We start from the raw sequence: 18504 nt of genomic DNA, 5'->3' as shown, positions 1-18504 counted from the left end.
CATTCCCTCTAGCGATGGTTACTCATCAAGCGCCTGTTTTACTGCGGCTTCCAGGTTGGATGCCAGCTCGGCATCTTTACGCAAACAGGCATCCAGGCCTGGTGTTTGCTGAAGCGTTATGTCCGGCGTGTCTCCGGTGAGTAAAATAAACGGTAGGTGATTAGCCTGCTCGCGCAGCATCGCCAGCAGTGCTACCCCACTGATGAGGGGCATGTGCATATCGCTGATAATCAGCTTGATATCGCTGCGATTATCTAGCTGCTCAACGGCTTCCATCGCGTCAATGGCCAGCAGCGTCTCATGGCCCTGATGCTCAAGCAGTGCCGCCGTCATTTCCCCGGCAAGCGGATCGTCGTCTACGACCAGGATAGGCATTCCATGACCTCATGGTAGTTGTGTCTTTAATGGCTATGTCATTAACCGTCGTGTCAGTATCACTCGTGATTAACCCAGTAGGGCCTGGAGTGTCTCAACTAAATTGTTTTGGTCAAAGCTACCTTTGACGATATAAGCGTCAGCACCGACTTCAATACCGCGTCGCCGATCAGCCTCCTTTTCCCGCGAGGTGATAATAATAATTGGCCGATAACGATAAACCTCATTTTCGCGCAGTCGGGCAGTCAGCGCAAAGCCATCCATTACCGGCATCTCAACGTCGGTAAGTACGGCATCAAACGGCTCTGCCAGTGCTTTGGCTAATCCGTCGCGACCATTTTCGGCCAGGGTAACGTGGTAGCCCCACGCTTCGAGTACATCTTTCTCTATTTCGCGGGTATTCAGTGAGTCGTCGACCACCAAAATGCGTTTCGCGAGAGCGGAGGATGCACGCTCTTCGTTAGCACGTTGGGCACTGTGTCGGGTGACTTCCAGTAAAGCGGGTACGTGGAGTAGGCTTACCAGCGCATTGCGTCCCATGGAAACCATGCCCGAGACCAGCGGTAAATAACGCAGATGTACGGGCAGTGGCTTGATGATCATATCGCGTTCATCAATCAGGGAGTCAATAATCAGAGCAAGCTTCTGGTGCCGCTGGTGGACGACCAGCAGTAGGGTGGTATCAGTACCGGACTCCGTCTCTGGTAGCTCAAGCAGTTGGGCTAGCGATACCACCGGCACAAATTCATTGCGTAAAATCAGCGTGCGCTGACCCGCAGCATCAATAAATGATTGTGATGAGCACTCTACCAACTCTGATACGTAAGGCGCCGTTACCCCTAGGTTGACGCCGCCGACGCTGACCAGCAGTACCCGCATCATCGCCAACGAGAGTGGCAGGCGCAGAGTAAAGCGGGTGCCGTTACCGCGTTCGCTGGCAAGCTGCAGGTCGCCGTTAAGCTCATCCACCACGGTGCGCTTGACCACATCCATGCCCACACCGCGGCCAGAAAAGTCGGTAATCATGCTCTTGGTAGAGAAGCCCGGCAGGAATATAAGCTCTAGCGTTTCCTGTTCGCTCAGTGCATGGAGCTGCTCTTCGCTCACCAACTGCTTGGCGAGCGCTTTTTGACGTACCGCTTCAAGCGAAATACCCGCGCCGTCGTCACGCATCTCTACCACCACCCAGCCAGCATCCTGCCAGGCTTCGATAATCAACTGCCCACGGGGAGGTTTACCCGCTACCTGGCGCTCGGCAGGCAGCTCTAAGCCGTGATCCAAGGCATTGCGCAGCAGGTGAATAAGCGGATCCGACAGGCGATCAATCATCTGGCGATCAAGTTCGATTTCGCTGCCTCGCACCCGGCAGTCGACCTGTTTGCCGAGTGACTGGGCCAATTCCCGGGACATATGCGCGAGTGGATCAAACACCACGCTTAGCGGCAGCATGCGCATTTGCAGTGCGCGGTCGTGTAGGTCGCTCATCAGCGAATCGTGGCTTAACACGCTATCTTTCAGCTCACGGTGAAAGGCGTGAAAAGGCCCCTGCTGTTCGGCAGGAGGTGTGATGCTTAGCTCACGGGCTTGGTCAACCAGGGTATGTAAATGATGATGGCCGGAAAGCACTTCGCCCATCAAACGAATAACATCGTCCAGTCGATCCAGGCGAACCCGCACAGTATCGCTGAGCCGCAGTTCGCTCTCCGCCACCAGCGCAGCGGAGGAAGGCGGTGTTGAGGAGGACGGTAGCGCAGGCACAGAGGATGGCGCCGCCTCAGCGGGAGTAATGGGCGGGGGTGGGGCCTGACCGAGGGCAGCCGCTTCCAGGGCGCTACATAGCGCCTCATCAGCCGCGGGTAGGTCGTCACCTGTCGCTCCTTCGGCGAGTCGACTGACTAAGTCAGCAAGACCGTCAACCGCCTGGCTGAGCAGGCTGGTCACCGTTGGCGTTGCGGTTAGGGTGCCGTCGCGCAGAGCGCTGAGCAGCTCTTCAGTGCTATGTGCCAGCGCCGTAATTGGCACCAGTTTAAGCATTCGCGACGAGCCTTTCAGCGTATGCGCTGCGCGGAACAGGTCGTTGATCTGTTCGCGATCAGCATGGCCCTGCTCCAGTGCGCTAATTCCTTCTCGCAAGCGGGGCAGGTGGTCGGCTGCCTCTTCCACAAAGCGTTGTATAAAGCGGCGAATATCCAGCGCCATAATTAACCCACTCCCTGGGTGGTACTGGTTGATGCCAGTGTTAGGTTCACCGCGTCTAAATAACGTTCGGCTAGAAAGCGCGCATCGCCTGGCGGTAGTGGTGGGGTGATGGTGTCTAGCCCTCCATCAGAGGTGGGCGCAGTGGTCAGCAAACGAACCACCGCAGCATAGCGCTGCTTGCGCTGTAATGGCTTGTCGGCCAGTTCGCCTTGGCGATAAAGTTCAGCTAAGTAGAAATGGGCCGGCCAACACTCCGGGGCGACGTAAATGGCCCGCTTAAAATGCTCGTAGGCGAGCTGGGGCCGCTGCTGCCAGCGGGCGACCAACCCGGCCAGCACCAGCGCATCGATCGACCACGGCTGTTGCTTAAGCAGCACCTCAAGCAGCGTAGCGGCGTCGTCAAACGCATTTTGGTTAAGCAACCGATGGGCGGTGTGCAGTTGGTGGCTAATGCTGTCCGTTGGCTCTTTTTCCGTTGCATGCTGACGTGGCGCCTGGGGTGTCACATCAGTGCAGTTGTCTAACGCTAGCTGTTTATTTGCGCTCTCAGCAACGCTAATACTGTCTTCAGCCATGTTGTCCATCGCAAGTAATGAGGGCTGAAGGGGCGTCTCTGGCACTATCGCGGGTTGCTCTGCATGGCGAAAGTAAAATACGCCCTGAGCTTCGGTCAATTCAAACACGCCGAGATCGTTACCCAGGGTTTCGGTGACGCCGCAGAGTAAAATGCCATTGGGGGCCAGCAACTGGCTAAGTTGCTGATGGATATGGCGCCGCGTCTGCTGGTCAAAGTAGATCGAGACATTGCGAAACAGAATTACATCAAAGGGGCCGACGGGGCTGTCTTCGTTGGCGTTTAACAGGTTAAACGGCCGAAAGGTTACCCATTGGCGCAGCGGTTCGTGAAGCTTGTAGCGCCCCTTGTGGGGGCTGAAGTAACGCTTTTTGAAGGCGGGGGAGAGGGCGCGAAACGCCATGCCGCCATAAACTGCCTGGCGTGCCTTGGCGAGAACTTGGTGATCCAGGTCGCCGCCGGTAAGAGTAAACAGCGCTTTGGCCCGCTCGCCAAAGCGCTCAAACAGCATCATCGCTACGCTATAGGGCTCCTCACCGGAAGAGCAGCCCGCGCTGAAGATAGAGAGCGGCGGCTGCTCTGTCGTTAGGCGTTGCGGTAAATAGGTGTTGACCAGCCAGTCCAGGGCGTCAGGTTCGCGAAAAAAATAGGTTTCGTTGACCGTTAACTGGCTGACAAATTGATCGAATAGCGCCGGGTCGTGGCTTAATTGCTTGAGGAGCTGAGTGATGTCGGTTAGCCCCGTGGAGGCCTGTAAGCTGGCTACTGCTCGGAATAGCCGGGCTTCGGCCAAGCCATCTAGGTGTAAACCGCAGCGTTGATGCACCAGAGCTTTGAAGGGAGCAAACGCACTCATGCCAGAGGCTCCGGTCGGCTATCCATGCAGCCATGGACATCGCGTAGCAGCCGATCCGGAAGGCTGTCGAGCGGTAATTCATACTGTATGACGCCTGCTTTGACGGCTTCCTGATTCATGCCATAAATCACCGAGCTGGCTTCATCTTGCGCGAAGGTGGTTCCGCCTGCGCGATGTATCGCCCGCATGCCATTTACTCCATCGCGGCCCATGCCGGTCAAAATAATACCAATCGCATCGCTGCCGTAGACCTCCGCGACACTGTGCAGCAGCACATCGCAACAGGGGTGGTACAGGGAGCATTCAGGACTGGGTTGAAGCTGGAAGCGGTGGCGGGAGGATACACATAAATCACGCTCGGAAGGTGATAGGTAAATATGCCCAGGGCGTAGCCGTTCGCCCTCTTGGCCCACGCTAACCGGCATAGTGCAAAGGGATGCCAGCCATTGCGCCATACCATCAATAAATCCATGACTGATGTGCTGGGCGATCACAATGGGGGCCGGAAACCCGCTGGGTAGCCTCCGCAGCACCCGCACTAAGGCTTGTGGGCCGCCGGTTGAGCAGGCGATCGCGACCACGTGCTGGAAGTTACGCGGTACCCCCCGTGGCGTTACAGTAAACGTCGGTATCGGAGGAGAGGGGGTAGGTGCTAAGCCGCGTCGACGTAGACGAGTGATGACCGCCACGCCGGAAAGCAGGCGTACACGCTCCAGCAAGCGTTCGGCATCGACTCCTTCCAGAGTGGGTTTAGGCATGACCTCCAACGCGCCTACCTCAAGGGCTTGATAGGCCGTTTGCGCATCGGAGCGGTCGCTGACTACCAGAATGGGCACTCCTTTGCTGTACATGATCTCTTCGATCGCGGACAAGCCGTCCATCACTGGCATGTTGAGATCCATGGTGATCAGCTGCGGCGCAAGGCGCTTGGCCAGTTCCACCGCTTCACGACCATTAGTGGCTTCCCCCACGATCTCAATATCATCGTCCCGGCTGAGGATATCGCGTAGCACGTCGCGGGCTACCTGGCTGTCGTCGGCAATGACTACCCGAATTACACTCATCCGGTATCCTTATCAGCGATTTTTATTTGTTAGGGTGAACTCCTGCACCAGCGCGTTAAGCTCAGCCGACATATGGATCATGTCCTGGCTAATATCGGTAATACTGCGCACTGAGTGTGCGTTGCGAGAACTGGCCGTATCGATATCGCGTAGGGCCATCACCACCTGGCTGCTGGCGGTTTTTTGCTGCTGTGTGGAGAGCGATATCTGCTGGGCCGCGCTGCTGGTTTGACTCGCCGCCTTGAGCAGCGCCTCCAGATCCTGGGCGGTACTCATGCTTGCCTCAACGCCCTGCTCGATTGAGGAGGCACCTTTTTCAGAGGCCACCACCAAGCGATTAATCGCCGTCTGGATATCATCGGTATGCGCTTCAATCTCTTGGGTTGAGTCGGTCACGCTGTCAGCCAAGCGGCGTATCTCACTGGCGACAACCGAAAAGCGGCGGCCCGATTCCCCTGCGCTTGAAGCTTCCAAGGCGGCATTAAAAGCGATCAGCTTGGTCTGAGCGGCCAGGGTGTTGATCAGCTCCATAACCTTGTTGATCTGTTTGGATTTCGCCCCCAGCGTCATGATCTCTGTCAGGCTCTGTTCGCTGTCGCTACGGATATCCTGCATTTTTGACTGTAGCAGCTGCATGGCCGAACTGCCTTTCCGGCTGCGCTCCAGCGTCTGATTGGCAACGTCGACCACCGACTGAGAGTGATCGGCAATTTGGGTTGATGAGGTAGAGAGTTCTTCCATGGTGGAAGTTATTTCCGCTACCGAAGAGGCCATTTCCTCGACCGCTGCGGCCATGGTTTGGCTTGCTTCATGATCGATATCGCTACCGTGCACACCGGAAAGCCCGGCGGTTTTCGCCAGCCGGTCAGCGACTTGCGTTAGTGCCTGAGCGTTTTTGGCCACTGCCGCAATAGCGCGGGAGAGGCGCTCAAGGAGCTCGTTGGTTTGGTTGGCTAAGTCGCCAAGTTCGGCTTTGTCATCGGTGCTGACCCGCCGCGAAAGATCCAGGCTGTAGGTGATGTCTTTCAACTGGCGCTGGAAATCAATCAGCGGGCGGATGAGGCTGCCAGTCAGCGGGTAGAGTACCAGCAGCCCAACGAGCAGAATGAGCAGCCCTATACCGCTGGACTCCAGGAAGCGCTCGTGGGTGGACGCCAGGTACGCCTTTTTATCGACTTCCACCATTAGGTAGCGCTGCAGCTCGGGGAGCCAGATCGTGCTGACCAACACTTCTTGACCGTCACGGGTCGCTTCATGCACCTGTAGCTGCTCGTTTTGCAGCAAACGCTGCGACGCTTGCTCTGGTAAGGCCTCGGTGGCTGTTGCGACAGTAGGAGCTGATTCATCACTACGCTTGGCTTCGCCGCTGCGAACAAGCAGCTCACCCTCGGCGCTGAGCAGCGAAGCGTGTCCGCTACCGCCTAAGCGAAAGTCATCAATCAAACTGGCCATTTGGGAGAGATCAAGCCCCGCACCGGCCACGACCAGCGGTCGACCGTTGGCGGCATTTACCGTGCTGCGATAATTGACGTACACAAAGGCATCGTCGGGTGAGAAGGTGTCGCTATCTAAATTTAGCTCGTAAGCGTTGTCGCTGTCAGTAAAGTGGTAGTACCAGTCATCTTCGCTGCCGGGGGGCTGGATAATGCGCTGCAGAAATTCACCGTTGCGCAGCTGGAAATAGTAGCCCCGACCCTGGTGTTGAGCGGCGATAAACAGCAGCTCGGTGTCTAACTGCTCCATAAGACGCGCTAGATACGCCGCAATGTCGTTTTGTCGCTCTTCCGGTAGGCCTTCGCGAACCCACTGCTCAATAAAGTAGCTATTGGCCAAGCTTTCGGAAATGGCAAGATCCTGGCTAAGGCTGAGGTTTATATGCGCTGCCAGCCCTTTGACCTGTGCCGGTAGCTCTTGATTAAGCAGGTTATCCAGCCGCGCTTGGCTGTGTGAACGCGCTTGAAGATAGAGCGCCAAAAGCATCGCGAATGCTAAGACTGTCCCAAAAGAGAGAAATAGACGAAGCCGTAAAGGTAGGGATTTCCAGCGCGCCATCATGTTCGCCGTTGCTCCAAAGTAGACGGTGGCCCTAACGACGCTGCTCAATAGCGCTCAGGGTTAGAAGTAGAGTGATACTTACCACTCTACTTAGGGTAGTGGCAACGATTTCAGCTTTTTTTGTGAGGACTGGCTAGCCTGTAATAAGTGTATTTTGGTACTTGTGCTTACACGATCGCGTGGGGCACAAAGCAGGAGGAGTCTTTGGTGATGCGACCAACGTCTTCACGAATGCCCATGCCGCAGGCGCGGTCGCCCACTACCCAACTGCCAATTAAGGCGTGGTTATTACCAAAGCGCGGCATCGGGTGGTAAGCCTGCCGAATCCATGGGCTGTCGGTATAGGGGCCGTCCACGGCCTCCCGCTGGCCAGTTGGAGTGATTAGCTCCACATTGCTGCCTTCCCGGGAGAAGAACGGTTTACGCACCCAGCCCGCAGGCAGTGGTGGGCTATTGGCATCCTCAAAAAACGCCGGTAGTAGATTGGGGTGGCCTTTAAAGTGCTCCATAAAAGGGGCAGAATCCCCTTGTTGGAGAGAATGGCTTTCCAGGGCGGCTCAAACCAGTGGGTGTTTAGCTGTGGGATATATTCGCCAAACGCATCGTCGGCCATCTCTTCCCAGGGGTAGAGTTTGAACAGGGCGTGGATAGGCTGGTCATCAAGGTCAACAAAGTGCTCTGCCCCGGTTTGTAGGCCAATATCCTCGTGTAGATAAAAGGCGCTTGAGCCCGCCTGCACCGCCACATCCTGCAGGTAGTGCACGGTGGCGCGCTCTTCAGCATTATCTTTGATGCAGGAGAAATAGAGTGTACGCGCTTCAATGCGATCGCCAAGGTGCGCCATGGCATTGATCAGGCGCTCTTGAATAGAGTTGTACTGATCCGCATGGCGCGGCAGGATGCCTTGCTGGATGGCTTGCTCAAGCCACACCCACTGAAAAAAGCCCGCTTCGTAGAGCGAGGTAGGGTGTCGTAGTTGAGCTCCAGCAGTTTCGCCGGGCCATCGCCTGAATAGGCAAAATCCATTCGTCCGTAGAGGTGCGGCTGACCCGACTTCCAGGAATTATGGATGCTGTCCCACATGTGTTCAGGCAACGCCAGACGCTGCATAAGCGCATTGGAGTGGCAAACCTTGTCCACCAGCTCCATGCACATTTCATGCACTTCCTCGGTAGGCGCTTCGATATCTCGCTCTACCTGCTCTAGGCTGAACTGGTAGTAGGCGTCCTCTTCCAGTAAGGCTCCCCGTCGATGGTATGAAAATGAAAGCCCAGCTCGTGAGCCAGGGCTTTCCAGTTGCTTCGTTCAGGGATATCGATTCGCAGCATAGTAATATTTGCCTGGGGGTTATGAGCCCCAGCCGCCGCGGGCAGAAGAGCGTGAGCCAAAGCCTCGGCGCTGAGACGCGGCTTGGCGGTTCTGAGCCACTGAGCTACGCATGGCATCGTTACGCTGAGTGACGCGCTGAGTCGCCTGGCTAGAGGCCGTGTTCCAGTTGCCCTGGTTCTGGCGATTGCGGTACACCGGCTCCTGATACACCCGCTCGAAGGAGCGTCCACGATTGGTGTTGGACATCATGCTGCCGACCATATAACCCATCATGGCAGGCATGAACCAGCTGCCGCCGGTGCTACCCGTAGCCGCTTGAGACTGCTCTTCGGTCGGCGCGGTACAAGCGCCTTCACCATTCTCCGCTTCGCACTCCTCCAGGGTGCTATAGCGCGGCACCTCTTTTAATGAGGCTTCGAAGCATCTTCGCAGGCGCTACGGGTATAGACATTCTCCGCAACGCAATCTTCAACGCTTTGAAAGCTGCGCGGCTGGTCGAACTCTATACGGGATTTGCTCTTCCTGGGGCGGTTGGCCACAGGCGGTAAGACCAAAGGCGCTGGCGCCCATCATTGCCAGTGACAAGCGCCCGCTGCGCTTGCGGCGCGGCAAATGAGGGGTACTATCGGTTTTGACATGCAGGCTCTCCTTTACCACGTCGTTACCAAGTCATCGAAGCGGCGTTGAGTAAGCCGACTGCCACGGCCACGCTGGCCATTAAAATGCCGTAGGCCTGGTGGCCTTCGGTAATGTGCTGAGACAGGCTTTCGCCCTGCTTGCGCAGAAACAACTTAACGCCAAAGAAGGTGGCCAGCTGAACGATAAAGGCGACAATGCCCCAGAGCACAAAATCGATGAAGCTAATGGAGTTTGCCATCGCGCTGTACAGCGGAATGGTGAAGCCTAAAATGGAGCCGCCATAGGCAGAAGCAGCGGCCGCATTACCTTCGCGAATCAGCGTCCACTCGTGGTGCGGGGTAATCCGGCTGTAGCAGTACATAAAGGCGGCGAGCAGGATAATCGCCGTGACTAGATAGGCGATAAATGATGGCAGGCCGTAGAGGTAATTCACCATGGTGGTTGCTTCCTTTTCAGTAGCTTAAAAATAGACTTGCGGGTCAAACAGCGTCGATATCGACGGAGGCCACATCTACCCCACGTTGTGCACCACCATAAAGCTGCCTTCGCCATCGCTTTCTGCGCTCAGCAGTAAGTACTCCATACGCTCAGCGCCTTCGATGGTACGCTCATAGAGCATGGCATGGTGGGTCACATGGCGCGCCGACACGCTCTCGGTGGTCATTACCTGCTCTTCGAAAACCACCGGCGGCGACCACAGGCTGTCACCATTCCCCCACACTCGCTGATAGGTGCAACTGCGCGCCTCCTCAGTGGTTGAGGTGAGCGCGATGGTTTGGGCGCCGATGCTGTCGGGCTGTTTATCTTCACCGTTTATCAAATTATCAAATTCGGCATCCGAGAGATGGGCAACACGGTAAAAGTCGAACAGCTTATATTCAAGCACCTGACCGTTCTCAATATTGGCCTGCAGCCAGGTGTCGTTATCCAGATAGAAGCGCACCAAGTGCGCTCCTTGACCAAGATCGACGTGCCCCACGGCAGCTATATGATGGTAGGCATCGTCGTTCCAGCGAAACAGCGCATCGGGGTGGGCGCGCAGGCCGATCAGCTTAATATTGACGCGCCCATCCAGGCGTAGGCCCTCAAGGTCTTCCTGGCTGATACTCATAGGCAGGCCAGCGGCCACCGGGCGGCCTTCGTTAGGCTCGGGTGGCTTCTCCGTAGTAGCGCGAAAAAGTGCCTTGAGGGTGTTAAACATGGCCTGGCTCCCTAATAAATTTAAACGCTGATTTGCTCTTAACGCTTATTCCTGTGCGGCGTTTTTCTTCGCTTTCAGGCGCGCTAACACGTCGTGCTTTGCGATTCTGGCCACCCACCCGGCTGCTTTCAGGCGTGCTTCAAGCGAGCTGCCGCTCTCTTCTGCGGCCATGTCGTCAGCGGCTTGCATTTGCGCTGAATTAAGCTGCTGGCGCTCTTTGATGCGCTCCAGTGACTCCATGGCGCTGCTCATGGCGCTGTTCTGGCCTGAGTGGCGAGCCGCGACGGCAGATTGGGCTTTTTGTGCTGACTCAGTCGCCTTAACGACGCTCACCTGCTGCTTGAGTTGGCGAAGCTGATTGTCGGTGCCGCGAATCGCGCCGCGTAGTTTTTCGATGCTGGCGTCGTACTCGCTGACAATAGCGCGCTCCGCTTCCAGGTCATCCTGCAGCGCCACCATGCGTTCAGCCACTTCCACGGCTAGCGCTTCTTCACCTTTATCCAGCGCGGCCTCAGCGCTTTTTTCCAGTTCGGCGATTTTGCTTTCCAGGGCGTCAGCTTTATTGCTGTTTAGCTGGCGCTGGCCCATCAGGCGGGTGAGTTCGGTTTTAGATTGGCTCAGGTGGTTTTCCGAGTCGCGGATTTCCTGGTCTAAAATGCGCAGTGCTTGGGAATCCACCACGGCTTGACCGGTTTCATTCGCTTTGCCACGCAGGGCAGTCATAATTTTGCTTAACATATAAGTGTCTCTTCTTAAGAATATCTTTAAATAAAGCGCCACTGTTTCAGTGTGCATGTTAGTGGCGATGACCGATTAACTCTGTTTTCGATAACCCCTGTTAGGCTTAGGCAAAGTGCGTTTGAATCAGTTCGGCGACGTCCATGGCCGCGCTGGCCGTGGCGTGTAGCTCGGCACAAATCGATTCAAGCTTTGAGTCGCCAAACAGCTGTCCGTAAGCCACATAAAAGTCGTGACCGTCGATTTCGACAATGCCCACGGAAGCCAGCGGTAACGAAATGCCCTGGCGCAACAGCACTTCGTTGAGCTCAGCGGTATTGTTGACGCTATCTACGGCCACAATGGGCGCCATGGCGACCCACTCATTTTCGCTGCGCGAGAGGGTAATCGGCAAGTTGCCGTAGTCGTTTAGCTCCCAGATCAGGGTCTGATTCGTCTCATCCAGGCTGATCGTGCCCTCGGGCCACTCAAGGGGGGCCTCTGTAGCGTTGTTGGATGCCGGCTGGCGAACTAATTTATATAGCTCGCTGGCGGTGATGCCGTTGGTAACGGTAGGCGTAGTCAAGGCGATCTGCTCCATCGTTCGTTAAGTGACCTTACCTTAACATTTAGTAGAGCAAATGGTTCCTTTTCGCAAAAAAACGCCCCGCCTCTTTCCTTATCGTGTCAGGTGAAAGAGTTGGGGCAAACATTTAGGGGTGGGTAACGCTTAGGAATGGCGACTAAGGCGTTTGGTAGGTGTCGTTGAACCGTTTGCGCAGTTCATTTTTCTGTACTTTGCCCATGGTATTGCGCGGCAATTCATCGACAAAGAAGACCCGCTTGGGCTGCTTATACTTAGCTAGCCGACCATCTAAATGGGTGATTACTTTCTCCTCTTCAAGCTGGTTTTCTCCAAGATCAGCGCCTTGCTGGCGAACCACCACTGCGGTAACGCCTTCGCCAAAGTCAGGGTGCGGTAGACCGATCACTGCGGATTCGGCGACTTGATCAAGCTCGTCGATCACCTGCTCCACCTCTTTGGGGTAAACGTTGTAGCCGCCGGAAATCACCAGATCCTTGTCACGGCCAACAATATGCACATAGCCCTGCTCGTCGACCATGGCGAGATCGCCGGTAATGAAAAAGCCGTCGTCTAACAGCTCTTCGCGGGTCTTTTCGGGCATTCGCCAGTAGCCGATAAAGACATTCGGGCCGCGAATCTGCAGCATGCCAATCTCAAACGGCACCTCCGCGCCAGTTTCTCGGTTGGTAATGCGCATCTCCACACCGGGTAGCGGCATGCCCACAGTGCCTGCTCGGCGGGCACCGTCATAGGGGTTGGAGAGGTTCATATTGGTTTCAGTCATGCCGTAGCGCTCAAGAATCGCATGCCCCGTTTTGGCTTCAAATGCCTCGTGGGTCTCGGCGGTGAGCGGAGCGGAGCCGGAAACGAACAGCCGCATGTTGGCGGTAGCTTCTGGGGTCAGTCGTTCGTCCTGAACCAAGCGCGTATAGAAGGTAGGAACGCCCATCATCACAGTGCCACGGGGCAACTCTTCAAAAATGACATCGGCATCGAACTTAGGCAGGAAGAGCATGCTGGCGCCCGCCATCAAAGTGACGTTGCAGGCGACGAATAAGCCGTGGGTGTGGAAGATCGGCAGCGCATGAATCAGCCGGTCATCAGCGCTGAAGTGCCACGCTTTGGCCAGGGTCTTGGCGTTAGAGGCGAGGTTTTTGTGCGTTAGCATGGCGCCTTTGGAGCGCCCAGTGGTGCCTGAGGTATAGAGAATCGCGGCCAGGTCGCGTTCGCCAAGTGCCACGATGTCTTCTCTTGGTACTGCCGCTTGGGCGGTTTCCATCAGGCTACCATCGGCGGCGCTGCCCAGGGTGACCACCGCCGGACAGCCGGTTTCAGCAGCAAGCGACAGCGCTTGCTCTTCTATCTTGGGGCGACAAACGAACAACGCGGGCTCGGCGTCATTTAAAAAGTAGCGAATCTCATCGCCGGTATAGCCCGTATTGAGGGGCAAATAGACGCCGCCGATGCGCAGGCAGGCCAGGTAAAGCAGTATCGCCTCAGGACTTTTATCCACCTGCACGGCAACGCGGTCGCCTTGCTTAACGCCTAGCTCGGTTAGTGCGCCGGCAAGCTGCGCACTGATGGTCAGCGCATCGGCGTAGCGATAGCGGCGGCCATCGCGGGTAGTAATAAAATCGGCCTCTGCGCGCTCGCGCATTTTGGCAGCAAAGGTTTCAAATAGGTTGTGGCTCATTTGGTGGTCTCTCCTTTGGCCAGCTTGCGAGCGCGTTTGGCGAGGTCGCGCACCTCATTCGAGCAAGCAACGGTCGCCTTGGCGGTATAGTTTTCGTGATTGCGCTCGATATCGTCCAACACATACAGGTAGTTAACCATCAGTCCAGCGGCTTGTTTAAAGCCTTTCTCGGAGATATCGCCCAACCAATTAATACGGTGGAGTTCAGCGCCGTTGCCGAGGTGAAAGCGGGCCACCGGGTTGAGCGGCAGGCCGTGGCGGTTCTTCTCTTCGACCAAGTAACGGGCGGCCAGTGGGCGAATCGCGGCTTTAAGCTGCTCTTCAAGCGCTTTGTCCTGATGCCATTCTGGGGTTTCAAGCCCTTTGAGTGATTTACGCAGCGACGAGGGAAGCTGCTCATCCTCACGCTGCTCCTGCAGCCACTGGGCGAAGCCAGGTACCGGCGAGAGGGTGACGAAGTATTTAAGCTGCGGCAGCTCCTGGGAGAGCTCTTGCACCACCTGCTTGATCAAAAAATTACCGAAGGAGATGCCGCGCAGGCCGGTCTGGCAGTTGCTAATGCCGAAGAACGCCGCTGTATCGGCATCTTCGGGGTCGTCGATACCTTTTTTGCTATAGCTGCTTTCGCCAGAGAGGATGGGCTGAATACGGCTTGGCAGCCCCTTATGCAGGGCCACTTCCACAAAGATCAGCGGCTCGTCGCCAATCGCCGGGTGGAAAAAGGCAAAGCAGCGGCGATCGCGGGCATCCAGGCGTCGGCGCAGATCATCCCAATCCTGAATTTCGTGTACCGCTTCGTAGCGGATGATCTTCTCTAGAATCGACGCGGGGGTGTTCCAATCAATGCGCTTGAGCATCAAAAAGCCGCGATTAAACCAGGAGCCGAACAGATGGGCGAAATCGTCGTCGATAGGCGCTAATTCCGGCTGTTCGCGTAGTAGCCCCAGCAGGTCTTCACGCATTTTAACCAGCTCATAGGTGCCGTCGCTGGCCAGGTTTAAACGCCGGAAAAGCTCTTGTCGCCGGGGCTCGCAGGCTTCAAACAGGCGCTGTAGCGATTGGTTGTCGCGCACCTCTTGATACGCCAGATAGGCCGCGTCAATGGGGCCGGGCTCGGCCGCAAAGTCAGCCGTTAGGCGGGCAAAAAAGCTGCTTTTTTCAGCTGCCGAAAGGCGCTGATAAATCGCCAAAGCACGGCTTGCCAGAGCGATGCTGGAGGCTTCGCCATCGCTTTCCAACAGCTTGTGGCAGGCGTCAACCAACTGCCCATGGTCGGGCGTTAAAGTCTCGGGATGGCGGCGCCGCAACAGTGCATCGCGCTGAGTGATGTTGTTGAACAGCTCCTGCAAAAACAGCATGTTCATGGTCGAACTCCTTAACCCATGATCAAGTTAGGTAGCCAAAGCGCGATGCCTGGGAATAGACACAGCAGCAAGATACCCAGCACCATACATAGCGCGTAGGGCAAGCTTCCCATCAGAATGTCGCGCAGCGAAATATCCGGTGCGATACCTTTAATAATGAACAAATTGAGACCCACTGGCGGTGTGATCAGACCGATCTCCAGGTTGATGGTCAAAATCACCGCAAACCAGTAGGGGTCGAAATTAGCCGCCAGGATGATAGGTAACAGAATGGGCGCGGTCATCACGATCACGGCCACGGGGGGCAGAAGAAACCGGCCACCAGCAGGAAGAGGTTAATCACCCCCATCAGCGCCCAGCGGTTGATCTCCAGATCAGCAATCGCGGCGGCGACGGTTTGGGTGATAAACATCGAGGAGAGCGCATAGGCGAACACTTCGGCGGTGGCGATCACCAGCATGATCATCACGCTTTCGCGCAGCGAGTCGCGCATAATCAGTTTTATCGGGCCCAACTGCCACATGCGGTAGATCAAAATAGCCAGCGCCAAACACAGAAATGCACCCACACCCGCCGCCTCTGACGGTGTTGCCACCCCGCCGTACAAGGCAAACAGGATACCCGCGACCACGCCCAGGAAAGGCAGAACACGCACTAGCGCTTTCAGGTTGGTATCAACATTCTGCTTAACGTTCTGCTTTAGCCGTTCGACGGACTCCGCCATCGGGTTGTTATAGCCACCGGCCATCTTGCAGGCGATCATCGTCCAGATCATAAACAGGCCTGCAAGCATAAAGCCTGGCACCACCCCGGCAATAAACAGTCGACCAATAGAGGTTTCGGTGGAGATGCCGTAGATAATCATGGTGACCGACGGCGGAATCAGGATGCCCAGGGTGCCACCCGCGGCAATACAGCCCGCCGCCACGCCATCCGGGTAGCCGCGCATGCGCATTTCGGGAATGCCCATTTTACCAATTGCCGCACAGGTGGCTGGTGACGATCCCGAGAGCGCAGCAAAGATAGAGCAGGCGCCGATATTGGAAACCGCCAAGCCGCCGGGCAGCTTGCCCATCCATAGATCCAGCGAGCGATACAGATCGCGCCCGGTGGGGGAGGAGGCCACCGCGGCGCCCATCAGAATAAACATCGGAATGGCGACAAAACCAAACTCGGCGATGCGGTCAAAAAAGGTTTCCCCGAAGTAGGTGAGCTCAGCAAGACCACGGTCGTAGATCAGCGCCAGCAGTGATACACCGCCCAGGGCGAAAGCGATAGGGGTGCCAATGGCCATCAGCGCAATCAGCGCGATGGCGACAATAATGCCTAAGGTAATGGGATCCATGCTTAGCTCTCCCCACGCAGAATTTCAGCTACATATTGCAGCGACAGCAGGGTGGCGCCGACGGCCATGGGCAGCAGGGCGGGCCACAGCGGTGGATTCCAGACGGAACCCGTCGTCCACTCACCGTGAAGTGCCTCAAAAACATAGACCCAGCTGGCATACGCCAGGGCGGCACAGAAACCTAATCCAAACAGCGAAGCGATCAAACGCATGATGGTGCGGGTAATACCACCCAGCGCATCGGGCACAATAGTGATAGCCACGTGCCCGCCGGTCATCAGTACATAAGGGCTACCCATCAACATCGCTGCCGTTACTGAAAAGATGGTGAATTCGGTCTGCCAACTGGTGCTCATTCCAAGCAAGTAACGAATAAATACCATCTGGCAAATCACTAATACGCCAGCGATAAACATGGCGCAGGCTAAATAGGCGGAAAGCCGCGAAAGCTTATCCATGACGCGAATGTAGCCGCCGATGATGCCCCCACGCGCCAGGGCATTGTGAGTCGTTGCAGGTGCCATATTTCCCTCGTCAAGCTGGTTATTTCGCCAAGCTAAGCAAGCATCAGTTGAAAACGGCCACCCCGAAGGGCAGCCGAGCCGTTAGGCGTTTATGGGTTGCTTACTCGACGGCCAGCGCTGCATCGATAATGGCCTGGCCATTGGGAACATTGTCGGCAAAGTTTTTGTAGGAGGTTTCCTTGGCGATATCGAGCCAGGCGTTGTAGTCGTCTTCGCTCATGCTGACCACCTCAACGCCGTTCTCCTCGTAAAGATCGACCATTTCCTGATCAATGGCGGCGGCCTCTTCAGCAAAGAAGGCTTCTGCGGCTTCACCGGCTTCTATCAGCGCTGCTTGCTGTTCCTCGTTAAGCTCTTGCCATACCTGCTCAGAAATAAGAATGGGTTCGTACATGTACCAGAGCGCGAAGTCACCCGGCTCGGTCAAGCATTCAACCTGTTCATAAAGCCGGAAAGAGATAAACGACATCGACGAGGTATTGGCGGCATCCAGCACACCTGTTTGCATGGCGGTATACACCTCCGAAGAGGGCATGGAGGCAATGGAGGCGCCAGCGGCCTCAAGCATTTGTTCAAATGCAGGTCCGGCAGCACGGAAATTTTGGCCCTCGACGGTATCCGGGGAGGTAACGCACTGTTCGCTAGATGCAAAGACCGGATAACCAGGCATCTGCAAGTACTCGAGCGCCGCCTTCGCGAATGACTTCTTTAATCATGTCCATATATTCAGAGTCATTCAGGCGTTGAGCATGGGCCTGATTACGCACTAAGCCCGGCATCAGCGTAGCCGAAAACTCTGGATGCCGACCACTAGCGTAGTCCAGCGGTAGAGAGGTGATATCGAGGCGACCACGAGCGATAGCGCCCCACTGTTCACGCGCTTTGAACAGCGATTGGCCCGGATAAACTTCTATGGTCAGCCCTACATCCGCATCGGCTACTTTGCGGGCCATCATTTGCACCATTTCGTCGCGAACATCTCCCTGCCCCCCGGGAATTGATGCGACGCGCGTAGCACGGTATCGGCAGAGGCGTGGGAAGCGGCAATGGCGAGACCGAGAGCGGCAGCAGTTGAGATCAAATAGCGTTGCATGAGGCGTCTCCAACAGTTGTTGTTGTGTGTTTGGATGGGCTATATGTATCTATCAGTCGAGCTGATATATATATCAATAGGCGCTATGTATGCTAATGTCAACTGTATGACAGCATTAAAACGGCTAAGACGAGCCGCGATCCAAGGAGGTAAAAGATGACCGGCACCAAGCGATCCAATGCTCAGCGATTAAGAGATTCTCTTGAGGATGACATCATCAATGGCCGCCGTTTACCGGGAGAGCGCCTGGATCCAGAGGCCTTGGGGCGCGAGTTTCAGGTTTCGCGAACGCCTGTGCGCGAAGCCTTTCAACAGTTGGTCGCCAGCGGCTTGGTCACCGTTTCCCCGAAGAAGGGCACCTTCGTTGCGAAAGTGGGGATTGATCAACTGATCGAGATGTTTGAGGTGATGGCGGAGCTTGAAGGCATGTGCGGCCGCTTGGCGGCGCGCCGGATTACCGAATCAGAGCTGGCCGCGTTACGCGAAGCGCATCAGCGCTGCGAAGCAGCGGCCCAGGCCGGCGACAGCGACGAGTATTACTACGAAAACGAAGGCTTTCACGACTGTATCTACACCGCTAGCCACAACACTTTTTTGGCCAGCGAAGCGCGCCAACTTAAACAACGTTTAAAGCCTTACCGGCGCTTGCAGCTCCAAGTGCGCCAGCGGGTCAATAATTCCCTCAGCGAGCACCAAACCATCGTCGAGGCTATTGAGCGGGGTGACTCTGTGGCGGCCCAGCAAGCACTGAGCGACCATGTATTGATTCAAGGCGAGCGCTTTAGCGATTTCGTTTCCAGTGTACGCAGGATGGAGTCACCGTTAGAGAGAACGGGCTGATCCGAATGTACTGCTTTTTATAAAGATGTCCATATCGGTGGGGTAATAGT

The 18504-nt window shown here is 56.1% G+C and carries 14 protein-coding genes and 3 pseudogenes; 1 reads left to right on the top strand and 16 read right to left on the bottom strand.

Features of this window, described 5'->3' with window-relative positions:
* Window positions 1-18: 18 nt before the first annotated feature.
* From FDY98_RS18425 to dctP, 16 genes and pseudogenes are all read right to left on the bottom strand, one after another.
* Entirely contained in the window at window positions 19-375 is a 357-nt protein-coding gene (locus FDY98_RS18425; protein ID WP_027957013.1) for a response regulator, read from the bottom strand.
* 69 nt (window positions 376-444) lie between these two features.
* Window positions 445-2574 carry a hybrid sensor histidine kinase/response regulator gene (locus FDY98_RS18420; protein ID WP_009285868.1) on the bottom strand — a complete coding sequence of 710 codons (2130 nt, stop codon included), beginning with the start codon at window positions 2572-2574 and terminating at the stop codon, window positions 445-447.
* A gap of 2 nt (window positions 2575-2576) precedes the next feature.
* On the bottom strand, window positions 2577-4004 hold the full coding sequence (locus FDY98_RS18415; RefSeq protein ID WP_027957012.1) for a CheR family methyltransferase: 1428 nt from the start codon (window positions 4002-4004) through the stop codon (window positions 2577-2579).
* The gene (gene cheB, locus FDY98_RS18410; RefSeq protein ID WP_027957011.1) at window positions 4001-5068 is read right to left on the bottom strand and encodes a chemotaxis-specific protein-glutamate methyltransferase CheB; all 1068 of its coding nucleotides are present in this window, start codon (window positions 5066-5068) and stop codon (window positions 4001-4003) included. Before cheB ends, FDY98_RS18415 begins: the two co-directional genes overlap by 4 nt.
* Before the next feature lie 12 nt (window positions 5069-5080).
* Entirely contained in the window at window positions 5081-7123 is a 2043-nt protein-coding gene (locus FDY98_RS18405; protein ID WP_027957010.1) for a methyl-accepting chemotaxis protein, read from the bottom strand.
* Window positions 7124-7290: 167 nt separating this feature from the next.
* Window positions 7291-8451: pseudogene (locus FDY98_RS18400) on the bottom strand (glutathionylspermidine synthase family protein).
* A gap of 19 nt (window positions 8452-8470) precedes the next feature.
* A complete protein-coding gene (locus FDY98_RS18395; protein WP_340147082.1) occupies window positions 8471-8884 on the bottom strand; it encodes a DUF1190 domain-containing protein in 414 nt (137 codons plus the stop codon).
* A 229-nt stretch (window positions 8885-9113) separates the two neighbouring features.
* Window positions 9114-9527: a DUF350 domain-containing protein gene (locus tag FDY98_RS18390; protein WP_022521852.1), complete on the bottom strand. Its 414-nt coding sequence runs from the start codon at window positions 9525-9527 to the stop codon at window positions 9114-9116.
* Window positions 9528-9602: 75 nt separating this feature from the next.
* Window positions 9603-10292 (bottom strand): DUF2491 family protein, encoded by a 690-nt coding sequence (locus tag FDY98_RS18385; protein WP_340147046.1) that lies wholly within the window; start codon window positions 10290-10292, stop codon window positions 9603-9605.
* 45 nt (window positions 10293-10337) lie between these two features.
* Window positions 10338-11030: a PspA/IM30 family protein gene (locus FDY98_RS18380; protein WP_155706077.1), complete on the bottom strand. Its 693-nt coding sequence runs from the start codon at window positions 11028-11030 to the stop codon at window positions 10338-10340.
* A gap of 106 nt (window positions 11031-11136) precedes the next feature.
* Window positions 11137-11595, bottom strand: a complete 459-nt coding sequence (locus FDY98_RS18375; protein WP_230803468.1) for a DUF2170 family protein — start codon at window positions 11593-11595, stop codon at window positions 11137-11139.
* A gap of 157 nt (window positions 11596-11752) precedes the next feature.
* The gene (locus FDY98_RS18370) at window positions 11753-13288 is read right to left on the bottom strand and encodes a malonate--CoA ligase (RefSeq protein ID WP_155706075.1); all 1536 of its coding nucleotides are present in this window, start codon (window positions 13286-13288) and stop codon (window positions 11753-11755) included.
* A complete protein-coding gene (locus FDY98_RS18365; RefSeq protein ID WP_027957006.1) occupies window positions 13285-14652 on the bottom strand; it encodes a malonyl-CoA decarboxylase in 1368 nt (455 codons plus the stop codon). The genes FDY98_RS18370 and FDY98_RS18365 overlap by 4 nt, the downstream gene beginning before the upstream one ends.
* 11 nt (window positions 14653-14663) lie before the next feature.
* Window positions 14664-15997 (bottom strand): annotated as a pseudogene (locus FDY98_RS18360) (TRAP transporter large permease).
* 2 nt (window positions 15998-15999) lie between these two features.
* The gene (locus FDY98_RS18355; protein ID WP_027957005.1) at window positions 16000-16521 is read right to left on the bottom strand and encodes a TRAP transporter small permease subunit; all 522 of its coding nucleotides are present in this window, start codon (window positions 16519-16521) and stop codon (window positions 16000-16002) included.
* A gap of 100 nt (window positions 16522-16621) precedes the next feature.
* Window positions 16622-17474: pseudogene (gene dctP / locus FDY98_RS18350) on the bottom strand (TRAP transporter substrate-binding protein DctP).
* A gap of 296 nt (window positions 17475-17770) precedes the next feature.
* Between dctP and FDY98_RS18345 the strand changes: the two are divergent.
* Window positions 17771-18454 (top strand): GntR family transcriptional regulator, encoded by a 684-nt coding sequence (locus tag FDY98_RS18345; protein WP_027957004.1) that lies wholly within the window; start codon window positions 17771-17773, stop codon window positions 18452-18454.
* Window positions 18455-18504: the final 50 nt, after the last annotated feature.

This window comes from Halomonas sp. PA16-9 (assembly GCF_009728585.1).
In the GTDB taxonomy this organism is placed as follows: Bacteria; Pseudomonadota; Gammaproteobacteria; order Pseudomonadales; family Halomonadaceae; genus Vreelandella; species Vreelandella titanicae.
Note: the sequence above shows the minus strand (reverse complement) of the source record. Positions and strands in the feature narration are given on the sequence as shown.

Excerpts from the sequence above, each read along its gene's own strand:
- FDY98_RS18365 (WP_027957006.1), bottom strand. The coding sequence starts at position 14,652 with ATGAACATGCTGTTTTTGCAGGAGCTGTTCAACAACATCACTCAGCGC.
- FDY98_RS18415 (WP_027957012.1), bottom strand. The coding sequence starts at position 4,004 with ATGAGTGCGTTTGCTCCCTTCAAAGCTCTGGTGCATCAACGCTGCGGT.
- FDY98_RS18405 (WP_027957010.1), bottom strand. The coding sequence starts at position 7,123 with ATGATGGCGCGCTGGAAATCCCTACCTTTACGGCTTCGTCTATTTCTC.
- FDY98_RS18355 (WP_027957005.1), bottom strand. The coding sequence starts at position 16,521 with ATGGCACCTGCAACGACTCACAATGCCCTGGCGCGTGGGGGCATCATC.
- FDY98_RS18370 (WP_155706075.1), bottom strand. The coding sequence starts at position 13,288 with ATGAGCCACAACCTATTTGAAACCTTTGCTGCCAAAATGCGCGAGCGC.
- FDY98_RS18420 (WP_009285868.1), bottom strand. The coding sequence starts at position 2,574 with ATGGCGCTGGATATTCGCCGCTTTATACAACGCTTTGTGGAAGAGGCA.
- FDY98_RS18345 (WP_027957004.1), top strand. The coding sequence starts at position 17,771 with ATGACCGGCACCAAGCGATCCAATGCTCAGCGATTAAGAGATTCTCTT.
- FDY98_RS18425 (WP_027957013.1), bottom strand. The coding sequence starts at position 375 with ATGCCTATCCTGGTCGTAGACGACGATCCGCTTGCCGGGGAAATGACG.
- FDY98_RS18380 (WP_155706077.1), bottom strand. The coding sequence starts at position 11,030 with ATGTTAAGCAAAATTATGACTGCCCTGCGTGGCAAAGCGAATGAAACC.
- FDY98_RS18390 (WP_022521852.1), bottom strand. The coding sequence starts at position 9,527 with ATGGTGAATTACCTCTACGGCCTGCCATCATTTATCGCCTATCTAGTC.
- cheB (WP_027957011.1), bottom strand. The coding sequence starts at position 5,068 with ATGAGTGTAATTCGGGTAGTCATTGCCGACGACAGCCAGGTAGCCCGC.
- FDY98_RS18385 (WP_340147046.1), bottom strand. The coding sequence starts at position 10,292 with ATGTTTAACACCCTCAAGGCACTTTTTCGCGCTACTACGGAGAAGCCA.